We start from the raw sequence: 12,814 nt of genomic DNA on the forward strand, positions 1-12,814 counted from the left end.
CTATGATGCCTCCGTACAGTTTTGGACTTCAGTTTGTGTTGCAACCTTATCCGATACTTTGAGCCTTATATATGGTTTCTGTTGGTCAGGTCAAGGTTTTGCCGTAAGCTTCCTTCAGATTCCACCTCACGATGGACACCCTTGCTGTTGGCTAACACTTCCCACTGTAAAGGCGTGTTCGGGACTTACACCCTATAGTTATTGCCCATGCTGGGCACACAACAGAAAAGGGATACCTGGTACTGGTATCCCTTTTTCTGAACTATAACACTATAGTATTAACTAACTATTCTAGAGCATCGTTGAAGTCACTTTCTTTCGAAGGAGTCTTCCATGTCCAATTGTTTCCTTGTGTTGGTTCAATAGTTTTTGCTAGAGAAACGTTGTAGTTTCCTCCTTCTTCCACTGACTTTCTCACAATTGCTTTATTCCAACGCTTGTGGTCAAACCAGTCAAAACCTTCTCCCCATAATTCTAATCCTCTGTATTTCACAATCTCGTCAAATACTTTCGCATCAGCTACTGCATTAGCATCGTAGTTTGGATCTCTATCCTTATTTAACTCTGCTAACATTGCTTTTGCCGCTGCTGGACCTTCTGTGTGTAATTTAGCTTCTGCTTCGATTAGCACCATCTCAGAAGATCTGAAATGGTTCATGTTTCCAACTCCAGGATTGTCATTGTTTTTAATTTTTAACTGCATATATGCAGCTACTTTCGCATTTGATTGGAACTCATAATTATCTCTAACATACTGATCCATAGGCGATCCATTTTTAGCTACCCCAGTAGTTGCATTATAGGTACTTGCATCATATCCTGTTGGATCTAAGAACAATCCTTTGCGAATATCAGTATTAGGAATGGTCTCAAAAAACTCTTTACTAATACGCTTTGGATAGTTACGAACCGCAGAAGCGTTAGAATTATACCCAATATAAGCAAAGTAAGAGTAATAGTACAATTGCTCATCAGAAGCTCCATAACTACTCCAGATCCACTCTCCTGTTGGATTAGAGAATCCTTTTTTATAATCAGCAACACTCATTAAAGGATAAGCTGCTCTAGCCATTGCCGCCTCAGCTTGTGCTTTTGGATAATCTTGTTTATTCAATGCTGCACGTGCATAAATTGCATGAGCTACACTTGCATCAATTTCATAGTTTGCTTTTCTTGTGTAGTTTGCTTGGGTAAACAAGTTAATTGCCTCATCTAAGTCATCATAGATTGTCGCATATACATCTTTCATTGACGAAAGAGGTAGATCCTTATCTTGATCAGGTGTCAAACGCAATGGTAAAGCTTTAAACTCACCATTTTGTGATTTATCCCACGAGTAACCATATAACTGTACTAACATTGTATAAGCATACGCTCTATATGATAAAGCTTGTGCCTTTAAGTATTGCTTCTCAGTCACTGGCCCATCTACACCATCAATTCTCGCTACAATTTCATTGGCATTTGAGATAATCATATAGTAGTAATGCCAAGGGTAATAGTTATAGATTGAATTAATGTTTTCATAGTACTGCCCATTGATAATCACAGCCCAACCTGCTAAATCCACTCGGAAATTTGCTCCTGGATATTCTCCGTAATACATCTTAATAGTCCCCTCTCCATTAAATCCTTGCGATGATAAATGCTGAGTAGTCATAATCTTAGCAATACCATTGATTGCCATTTTCACATTCGCTGTTGATCCAAACGCTGTATCTGGCGATGTTTCATTAGTCGGTAAAGTATCTAAATATTCACTACTACAAGAGCCTAGTGAAATAGATGCGGCTAATAAACAATATTTTATATATTTCATTTTCATAATATTCCTAATTTTAGAATCCAACATTTAATCCTAAGATAAATGTTCTTGGTGTAACATATCCGTTTCTATTAATCCCTCCAAACGATTGTTGTGGGTTCATACCTTGTAGTTTAGAGAACGTGTATAAATTCTCTACCCCTAGGTTTAAGCTCATTTTACTAATGTTAACTTTTTTCAAGAAATCCTTTGGAAAATCATAGTTAATCGATACGTTTTTAATCACTAAGTAATCACCGTCTTGTAAGAATCTGCTTGAAGTAGCTGATGCCAAATCATCTCTAGTATAATCTACAACAGGAATTCCATTTGGATCTAAACGATTAGCCGAATCTGCTGTCATACCCGATGGCGTTCCATCCCATGCTCCTAAAACATCACTGTGGATAGCTCCTGGTTTAGCACTAACAGACATTAAACTAGCGTAAGCGTAGTCATATGTTTTTCCTCCGATTCCGTAAGTAAACAACCCGTTTAAAGAGAAGTTTTTATACGTTAATGTTGTAGAGAAACTACCATCTACCGTTGGAAGAGCGTTACCTGACCAATCGCGTTTAGCATAAGTTGTATGTTTTGAGTAGTACTTATCTCCTATTTGAACTAAGTACTCATCCGGCACAGCATCTTTACCTGGTGCAGAACCATTCACATTGTAAGCCTGATCATCTACTAAGTAAAGCGCATCTCCTGTTAATTGATCTACCCCTGCATATTGGTATAACCAGAAGTCATAAATACTTCTTCCCTCTACGCGTTTGTATAATCCTGAAATAATACCGTTTTCTCTATTCTCTGCTGGAAGAGTAACAATCTTGTTTTTCAACCAAGTTGCATTTGCTCCGATATTCCATTTCCAATCTTCAGTCTTGATTACATCTACATCAAAAGATAATTCTAAACCATTATTCGAAATACTTCCCACGTTACTCAACACAAATGGTGAAGATTCTCCTGTTGACACAGATCCCATTGACAATGGCATTTTCAACTCAAACAATAAGTTTTGAGAACGTTTATCAAAATACTCTACAGTTACATTTGCTCTTTTAAACAAACGAGCATCAAGACCGATGTTGAATGAAGACGACGTCTCCCACTGTAAGTCTTTATTTCCAATTTGTGATTTGTAAAGTGCAGCGTTTCCACCATTTTTCAAAATCGAATACAAGTCTTGGAATGCGTAGTAATCTGCCGCACCATCATTACCTACTTCACCATAAGAAGCTCTAAGTTTTAAATAGTCAACTGCTTTTACATCAAAGAAATCTTCATTTGTGATAATCCAGCTACCTCCAACAGACCAGAAGTTACCCCATCTATTATCTGGGTGAAACTTAGAAGAAGCATCTCTTCTGAATGATGCATCAGCGAAGTATTTGTTTTTGTAAGAGTAGTTAGCTCTTGATAAATAACCCTCTGTTCTATATACGTTGATATAATCGTATAAGTTAGTCATATCGTTGAAATTAATCAAGTGATCTTGTCCAGCGAAATTCTCATTCCCTTTCATTGCATACAAATAATTGTACTCAGTGTGGTAATTCTCATGACCTAATAATACCTCAATACTGTGATCTCCAAATGCTTTGTTATACGTTAATAACTGTTGAGCAGTATAGGTTTTATATCTGTAATTATTTCTTCTTGAACGTCCATTGTTACCAGCACCATCACCGATAATTGCGTTGTCATATGTTCTATTTTCTGAGTTTCTCAAACTTAAATCACCCAATACTTTGAAAGTAAAGTCGTTTAAAAATTTAAACTCTGCGAAGAACTGCCCTGCCACAGTTGTTCTATATGATTTAGACGAGTTTAACTCATTTTCCCAAATCACGTGTCTTCCTTCGTACTGCTTTCTTGAGTCATCTCCTGAATCATAGATTCTATTTCCAAACTCATCTAATACAAACTCTCCTGTAGCTGCATCGTGTTTATGCACTGGGTAAATAGGAGCTATTGTACGTGAGTACATAAATGGATTCACATAAAGTCCTGAATCACCAGCTGAAGCTGAAAGACCATTTGACTCTTGGTGAGAAGCATTAATATTTCCTCCTACTTTTAACCATTCTCTTACTTGGTAATCTGCGTTGATACGCGCTGTAAAACGCTTGAAATCCGATTTTTTAAAATAACCTTCATTGTTTAAAAATCCAGTCGAGAAGTATGCCCCTCCTTTATCATTAGCCACACGACCACTCATATTTAAATCTTGGTAGTACCCTGTACGCTCGATTGGATCATACCAATCTAAGTCACCAGCATATCCTCCTAAAATTGAAGCATCTTGTCTTAATTGACCATTTTCAAATAATTGATCATCTGGTTGATTATAGATATTCAATCCTAAAACATTCGAAATAAGCGTAGTATTCGCTAATTGATTAGCTTGATCTAATGTTTTACCGTCTGTAACCAATGAATTGCGGTAACCTTTCCACATTACATTCATAAAATCATTAGCTCCTAGGCGATCATATTCTTTAATTCCACGGTTATACAACCCTTGTTTAATATTTACATTAAAGAACCCCGCTCCTTTTGATGCTTTCTTAGTTGTGATCAACACTACCCCATTCGATGCTCTATTACCATATAAAGTAGAAGAAGACGCATCTTTTAACACAGACATACTCTCGATATCATTTGGGTTCAAATCAGAAATATTTCCTCCAAATGGCACTCCGTCAACTACGATTAATGGATCGTTACCACCACTAGTTAAAGAAGAGAATCCACGAATACGGATAGTTGGCTCAGCACCTGGTTGTCCAGAAGTATTATTTACACGGATACCTGCTGCAGCTCCTTCTAATGCTCCTAAAGCATTGGTCGCTGGTCTTTTTGCTATTTCATCTGGCTTAACCATTGCTACGGCACCAGTCACAGCTTCTTTTGAAGTAGTACCATATGCTACTACTACAATATCATCTAATACTTGATCGTCTGTCTTCATAACAATGCGATACGTATTATCTTTTCCTATTTTTATTTGCTGTGATTGATAGAATACATAAGACACCGCTAAAGTCTGTCCTTCTGTCACCTGTAGGGAGAAAGCACCATTCTCATCCGCTCCTACTCCTTTATCTGTACCTTGTATTAAGACAGTTGCACCGATTAATGGAAGACCATCTTGATCGACGATTACTCCGTTGATCATCTTCTTGTCTTGTGCAACTACTATACTTGATATCAGAAACAACATCGCAGTAAAGTAATTTTTTGTTTTCATAAGGTTTATATTTAGTTAATTTTAACTTTGGCAATATAGCATAATTTCAAGCAATATTACAAACCTATTATAACTGAAAAGACACAAAAATTACATAAAATAAAATTACATGTTAATTTTATAAACTAAAACACAAATTAACCCACATTAAAACAGTGCTTTTATTAAAACTTTAACTAAGTAGAGGTGTAATTTTATACATTTTAAAATAACAAAAAGCAAAAAACAAACATTAACTCTATGTTAATATTCAATTATTGAAAGTATTTATTAGCGATTAAAATCATTATAAAGCCTAATAAGAAAAACCTATACTAAAAAATCAACAATTACGAGTATTGTATTTCCTCTTAAAAAACTTACTTTTCTATCGCTGTTTCTCATTACAAAATCTTTGAATAATATAACTTCAATCCGTCATTTTTATATAAGTTATCCTTTTTTATTATACGGTAATTAGTTTCAAAAAAAAGACTAGAAGCTAATCATACTAAGCCTTATCTCAATTATAGTAACACTTTACCTAGCCTTATTCTTATCCATTTGTCTATCTCTTCGAGATCCTCCTAAAGAACAAGTAGAATATAAATCTGTCTATTCACTACAATCGCAATACAAACTATGCTTCACTTTCCAGCAAAAAAACGAACAAATGATACCCAACAAAACAATATATACTACATGACAGAAATAGACACTAAAAAGGAAGCCATCAAAAAGCAGCAATAAACTTAAGCGCCTTGATAATTCCAGTTCTTTTAGACTAATAGAGTACCCAAAACAATGGTATTTCTTACCAAGTTTCTGCTATAGGTGCAGTACGCTACACGTATAGGTCAAGAAAACACCCATACAAGAGAATGATAAAAAGCAAAATAGCCGTTTTAAAACTCAATATATTACAATTGACATATTAACCTATAAAACAAATAATGGAGCGACTAAACATACAACAATCTTTCTGTCGTATCATTAACCATACTTATGGTGTTTTTTATAATTCAACAGAATTCATTTTTTCTTTGAATAATACACTTTTAAAAAATCTACCACACCAGCAATTAGTCATTTGTCAAATAAATACATCTATTTTATTCGCATAAACAAAGATTATATGGCTAATTACTACAACAAATTCACCTATTAAACAAAAAAGCAGTTTCTCTACAAAAGAATCAGTCCCATATCATCGGACGATCCACATTCATCGCTCGAAGATAAGCCGTAAACTGTCCTGCATGTACCGATTCGTGATAACCAATGCGCAATAAATACTGTCCCAATGGCTTTAAAAGATTATTACCTGGGTGAATTATCTGTTTATTTAATAAATCATCTGATGAGAACTGCTGTATCGCCTCCAAAAAAAGTTGTCGATAAGGCTGAGCAAAAACCAATTCATCTGCAATAGACTCAAACGGTCTTCCCTCCCATGGAGTTTGATAATTGGACATATCTTCACCTGTGATGATTTTAGTCCAACCATAGTCCGCCTCTAACACATGCCTAACCATTTCGATAGCAGTCATAGCCTCAGGGTCTGGCTTCCAAAAATAATATTGTGCAGGAAGAGCTTCCCATAACATTATACTTCTTCTTCGGATCTCTTCCAAATTCAAAATAATCAAATCCCTTGAATTCATCATATTACTTTTTTTAATTTATACTAATCGCATTTGGTATACATAGAAAGTGATTCTATTTTCAACAATACCTTTTAAAGTCAAGCAACTTCAACCTCTACTCTAAGTTTCAGTTTAACGAAGATACAATATTAATAGTTTTCACTCCATAAGAAGTCCCTCAAAATCAAAGCAGAACACCAGCACTACTATAGGATATTTAAATAAAAACGGCTATTTCACAAAAGCGAAATAGCCGTTTTAAAACTCAATATATTACAATTTGCATATTAGCCTATAAAATTAATAATGGAGCTACAAAACCTACAGAAAGTCTTCCTGTATTGTAGTTTTCTAGACCTATTGTATTTTTAGCATAATCTGAGTAGTTGTAGTAACGTCCTACGTAAGTAACAAAGAAACGCACATTCAAGTCTTTGAATGGAATGTATTGTACTTCAGGAATAAATCCATAAGCCGTACGCATGTGATTTGTACCACTATCCGGACCCGTTACGTTTTTACCATAAGCATCACTAGTCATCACGCTCAACATCAAGTTCCACTTAGGTGTAGGCATATACTCCATACGTACCCAATGCTCCATATAAGAAGTATCTTGTGCCGCTTCACCATTTAACTGATCACTCAACATACCTGTCACCAAACCTTTTCTATCAATTCCTTCATTCGAATATTTGAAGTCATACATGATTTTCAGTTTGTCATCTTGGTATTTATGACCTAATGAATAGTAGTTCATTCCTTTGTTTTTAGCTTCTTGGAAGTAGCTGTAACTATAAATAGTCTCGAATTTACCACCAAAAAAACTACCTCTCCAGTTAGTCACATAAGCCATAGCTGTCTTAGACTCTTCAACTCCAGCAGGAATAGATGCTCCATAGATCGAATTAAAATTACTGTTACGCGCATTTAATACTTGAAATCCTAAAGAGTGATTAGCGTTTAATTTTTGATTAACAGCTACCCCAGTAAGAAAGTTGTCCGCATACTCCAAGATATCATTGTACTCTACGATATCAATTGGGTTAAGGTCAAATTCATACCCTCCCCAATCAGCGCTCATCTTACCAAGCATGATTTGAGTATTTGGCGTAACATCTACACCAATGAAAGCTAAGTCAGTAGAACGTGCAATATGATCTCTATCGGCTGGTTCTTTACTTTTAGTATAGCGGTCTCTAAATCTAAAGTACACTTTGTCGTGGATTTTACCTTTAATTTCTAGACGACCTTGGTTATTATTAAACGCCGAATTCATGTGATTTCCATCGGTAAACTGATTGTCTAATCCAAAACGCATATTAAAGATCACATCAACGTTCTTTAATAGATTTTGTCTTTCTGTTGGGATAATCGGCTTAGCGATAGTATCATTACTCGATTGCTTCTCTAAGGCCTGGCCAAACATAGCAGCTTGCCCCATAATAGCCATGATTAATAATAATTTTTTCATGTTATGATTTTTTTTATTCACTATTACATTACAAAGGAACCAATCAAGAAGCCGGCAGCTATCGCTACCACAATGGCTACAATTCCTGGTACCATAAAACTGTGGTTGACCACAAACTTTCCAATCTTAGTACTTCCGGTACGGTCAAAGTTGATTGCAGCCAAAAGAGTTGGATAACCTGGTAATACAAAGTCAGAATTCACAGCAGGGAAAATTGCAATCAGTGCTGGATTTGACAATCCTAGTGCCATACCTAATGGCATCATTGTTTTGGTAGTAGCCGCTTGACTAAACATCAGTGCTCCTAAGATGAACACGGCGATGGCGAATGTCCACGGGTAAAGTGTTACTACTTCTTGTAAGAAGCCTTGAATTTCCACTTTATTGTGACTCATAAAAGTAGCACTCATCCAAACCACACCGAAGACAGAAACAACAGCAGTAGCCATCGAACTAAACAAGCTTACCTGTGTTACTTTTACTGCACTTGTTTTGGTAAGTAAAAGCATCGCAGCTGAAGCTGTTAGTGTAACCATACAAATTACAGCTACCATCTGAAGTTCTCCATTGGCTTTCATAATTAAGCTAGCTGAACCCGCTTCGAATGTAGGCAATAAACTAGGAAATGCTCCTGCTACAACAATCATCAATACAGCTATTGAAAAAATGATAACAGATAGTTTAGCCCCTTTGCTAATTTGTTTTTGCTGACCTTCATCACCAGAGTCTAAACTCGCTGCAAAAGCAGGGTCTTTCATTTTTTCTAAGAAGATTGGATCTTCATTAAGCTCTTTACCTTTTTTAAGCACCACCAAACACGAAATCAATATTCCGATCAAACAAGCAGGAATACAGACTTTCATAATGTCGATTAGCGCTCCTGGATACCCTAGGATACCTGCACCTGCAAAAGCAGCAGTAGCAGCACTCATCGGACTACCTGTAATGGCCAAGTGAGAGGCAATAACCGACACACTTAGTGGACGCTCTGGACGGATACGCTTTTTGGCAGCTACCTCAGAGATAATAGGTAATAACGAATATAAAAGGTGGGCAGTACCTGCGAATAAACAGAAAAAATACACTGTAAATGGCGCAATGAATACGATTTTAGAAGGATTTGAACGAATCACTTTTTCTGCCAAATGCACTAAGTAGTCTAGTCCTCCACAGGCTTGCAAAGTCGCAGCCGTAGTCACAATAGCCATAATAACAAGCATCACATCTATCGGTGGATCGCCTGGGCGCATATTAAAGAAGAAAACAAAGATGATAAGTCCAACCATCCCCATCACACCTAGACCAATTCCTTTCATTTGAGAGCCAATTAAAATCATGGCTATCAATATTATAAACTGTATTAACAACATAATGTATCAGTTTAATCACACCTTATAAGGGAATAAAAAAAGGAGCCTGCACGAATAAAATTCACGCATTTGTGCTCCTTTTTTCATTATTTTAAAGAATCTTATATACTTTACTTTTGATGCTTACAAAGAAGACAACGTTTATAAAGTACCCCTTTAGTGTTTGTTAGTATTTGAAGAAAATATCTTGAATTGCGTTAGCATCAGCTGTTCTAGTTAATGCAAGCATCAATAAAATACGCGCTTTTTGTGGGTTTAAGTCATCAGCAACTACAAAACCTAGTGCTTTATCATCTACCTCATTGAACAAAGTAACACGTCCACCACCTGCTCTAGCAGATCTACATACAGCGATACCACTTTTTGCAGCAGCCTCTAATTCAGCACCTACTTGAGCATTGAAGTTACCATTACCCATACCAGCGTAAACAATCCCTTTTACTTTTGCCTCGCGAAGAGCTTTTACAGTAATCGCGCTAGCATCAGCATATCCGTAGATAATCTCTACTTGAGGTAATTTCTTAAGCCCTTTCACATTGAATTTCGCCTCAGAAGAACGCAGTGATTTGTAGTAATAGCTTACTTTACCGTCATAGATTAAACCGATAGGTCCAAAATTTCTAGATTGGAAAGTAGCTATATTTGTAGTGATAGTTTTAGTCACATCTCTTGCAGCGAATACAGATTCATTCATTGCAATTACAGGACCAATCCCTTGGCTATTAGGTGAAGCCGCAACCATCACAGCATCTAATAAGTTTCTATTTCCATCTTGACTCATCGCAGTCGAAGGACGCATAGCACCTACAAGTACTACAGGTTTGTCAGAATTAACAGTTAACTCTAAGAAATAAGCAGTTTCTTCTTGAGTATCCGTACCGTGAGTAACAACTACACCTTCAGCCTCATTGTTGTCAAAGATTTCGTTGATGCGTTGGCTCAATTTTAACCATGTGTCGATATTCATATCTTGGCTACCAATCTGAGCGATTTGCTCACCTTTGATATCTGCCAAATCATGGATTTGAGGAACAGCATTTAATAAATCATCAACAGGCACTTTACCAGCTGTATAAGCAGCTTTTGTAGAAGATTCCCCAGACCCTGCAATAGTACCTCCTGTAGCTAGGATGATTACTCTTGGTTTTTCACCTTTGTCTGAATACGCTTTTTGTTTTTCTGCTTGCATTTGGAAAGTAAACATTACTCCAAATACGATTGCTAATACCTTTTTCATCTTGTAAAGAATATTAAGAGTTTATTAATTTTGGATGGATCAAGTTTTCTAAAGAATAGATTTCATCCCATTTTTCTTGTGTGATTAATTTGCGCTGAACAACCACAATCTCGTGAATGTTTTTACCAGATAACAACGCTTCTCCTGCTACACTAGCACATACTTCGTATCCAAGGATTGGGTTTAACTGAGTAACGATTCCGATACTACCCATTACTAAGTTTGCACAGTGCTCTTTGTTTGCTGTAATACCAATAATACATTTATCAACTAAAGTTTCCAAAGCATTTTTAAGGTATTCCAATGAAGTAAACAAAGCAAATCCGATAACTGGTTCCATAACGTTTAACTGTAACTGTCCAGCCTCAGCAGCCATTGTCACAGTAAGGTCTTGACCAATAACGTAGAAACAAGTCTGGTTAACAACCTCAGGAATTACAGGGTTTACCTTACCAGGCATAATAGAAGAACCAGGCTGACGAGCAGGAAGGTTAATCTCGTTAATTCCTGTACGAGGTCCAGAGCTCAATAAGCGTAAATCATTACATATTTTAGAGATCTTCACAGCAGCGCGTTTCAGTGTACTCATGATTTGTACATACGCTCCTGTATCACTTGTAGCCTCGATTAAATCAGGAGATAAAGTTAAAGGTAGATTAGTTTCTTTTGCTAAGTAGTCTACACATAACTCAGGGTATCCCTCAGGTGCATTTACTTTCGTACCGATAGCAGTAGCTCCCATATTTACCTCTAGAATTAACTTTTGAGCTTCTTTTAGTCTATCGTAGTCTTCATTCACTGTAGTAGCAAAAGCGTGGAACTCTTGTCCTAGTGTCATCGGAACGGCATCTTGAAGTTGTGTACGTCCCATTTTAAGCACTTGGTCAAACTCGAGTGCTTTAGCAGCAAACGCTTTGTTTACTTTTTGCATTGTCTGACAGAAAGACTCTAATTTTAAGTATAAAGCTAAACGGAATGCTGTAGGATAAGCATCATTTGTTGACTGAGAACAGTTAACGTGATTATTTGGATGGACAAATTGGTATTCACCTTTTTTGTGTCCTAAGTGTTCTAAAGCGATATTAGCAATTACTTCATTGGCATTCATATTTACCGAAGTTCCTGCTCCTCCTTGGATCAAGTCACTCACGAATTGATCATCGTATTTACCAGCGATAACTTCATCACAAGCGAAGCATATAGCATCTGCAATCTCTGGTTTTAATACTCCACAGTCTTTATTAGCTAAAGCTGCAGCTTTTTTTACCCAACCTAATGATTTAATTAGGTCTTTTTCATTTACTAAAGTAATTCCAGTAATGTTAAAATTTTCAATAGCTCTATAGGTTTGTACCCCATAATATTTGTCATTAGGAATATCTAACTCTCCTAAGAAATCATGTTCTCTTCTAGTATCTTTCATTTTATACTATTTTAGAAATTATTTATTAAAAATTGAAAAAAAACAAACAGAACTCTTTTTGTACACTTGCCAATTGACTTTTGCTTTTAGCCCCTGTAACTTTCTATTGATTTTCGATTACTTATCTACAAAAACAATTCCATTTCTTTTTTGATAATTCAAATATAAAGAATATTACTTAATAAGAATATGGTAATTTATCATGTTTTTATTCATGATAATTACATAAAATGGATTCACTAACCTATAATCACATAAAATGACTTATTGCGAATAATCAAATTATAAACACCATACATCTATATTTTATTAAGAACCTAAATAATAAAAACAAATAACTTAATTATTAGCAACAAACCTAACATTCTAGCTAATGCCTATTTTTGTCTTTTAAGATAATTTAACGTTTAAAATCTTAAAAAGATTTATTGAATATTTGTTGAAATCAATGATTTCAGTGGTGAATTCTCTCTCTTTTTTTTCGAAAACTATACCTAAAACTTCCAAAAAAGCTCTTTCTAGAAGTATTAATTATTTTCTTAAAGAAAAGTTAGAAGCCTATCTTCTAATTTCATGTGAAATCCTATCTTTTTTCACTTGATTTTTGTTGTGTTAAGCCCAT

8 protein-coding genes are annotated in these 12,814 nt (G+C 35.8%); 1 reads left to right on the forward strand and 7 read right to left on the reverse strand.

From position 1 onward, the window contains the following. Positions 1-268, forward strand: a 268-nt coding sequence (locus GJV77_RS14725) for a hypothetical protein (protein WP_205012527.1), incomplete at its 5' end; no start/stop codon positions are given. Positions 269-286: 18 nt separating this feature from the next. Here GJV77_RS14725 and GJV77_RS10170 read toward each other — a convergent pair. From GJV77_RS10170 to aspA, 7 genes are all read right to left on the reverse strand, one after another. Then, on the reverse strand, positions 287-1,825 hold the full coding sequence (locus tag GJV77_RS10170; protein WP_155036249.1) for a RagB/SusD family nutrient uptake outer membrane protein: 1,539 nt from the start codon (positions 1,823-1,825) through the stop codon (positions 287-289). Positions 1,826-1,838: 13 nt separating this feature from the next. Next, a complete protein-coding gene (locus GJV77_RS10175) occupies positions 1,839-5,063 on the reverse strand; it encodes a SusC/RagA family TonB-linked outer membrane protein (RefSeq protein WP_155036250.1) in 3,225 nt (1,074 codons plus the stop codon). A gap of 1,175 nt (positions 5,064-6,238) precedes the next feature. Next, positions 6,239-6,709: a DinB family protein gene (locus GJV77_RS10180; RefSeq protein WP_240142852.1), complete on the reverse strand. Its 471-nt coding sequence runs from the start codon at positions 6,707-6,709 to the stop codon at positions 6,239-6,241. Between the two features lie 271 nt (positions 6,710-6,980). Then, complete coding sequence (locus GJV77_RS10185) at positions 6,981-8,162, reverse strand: porin (protein WP_155036251.1); 1,182 nt, start codon at positions 8,160-8,162, stop codon at positions 6,981-6,983. Positions 8,163-8,185: 23 nt separating this feature from the next. Continuing rightward, complete coding sequence (locus GJV77_RS10190; RefSeq protein WP_155036252.1) at positions 8,186-9,532, reverse strand: anaerobic C4-dicarboxylate transporter family protein; 1,347 nt, start codon at positions 9,530-9,532, stop codon at positions 8,186-8,188. A 166-nt stretch (positions 9,533-9,698) separates the two neighbouring features. Beyond that, on the reverse strand, positions 9,699-10,769 hold the full coding sequence (locus GJV77_RS10195) for a type II asparaginase (protein WP_155036253.1): 1,071 nt from the start codon (positions 10,767-10,769) through the stop codon (positions 9,699-9,701). A gap of 13 nt (positions 10,770-10,782) precedes the next feature. Continuing rightward, positions 10,783-12,192: an aspartate ammonia-lyase gene (gene aspA, locus GJV77_RS10200; RefSeq protein ID WP_155036254.1), complete on the reverse strand. Its 1,410-nt coding sequence runs from the start codon at positions 12,190-12,192 to the stop codon at positions 10,783-10,785. Positions 12,193-12,814: the final 622 nt, after the last annotated feature.

It is taken from the genome of Myroides pelagicus (assembly GCF_009711055.1).
GTDB lineage: Bacteria > Bacteroidota > Bacteroidia > Flavobacteriales > Flavobacteriaceae > Flavobacterium > Flavobacterium pelagicum.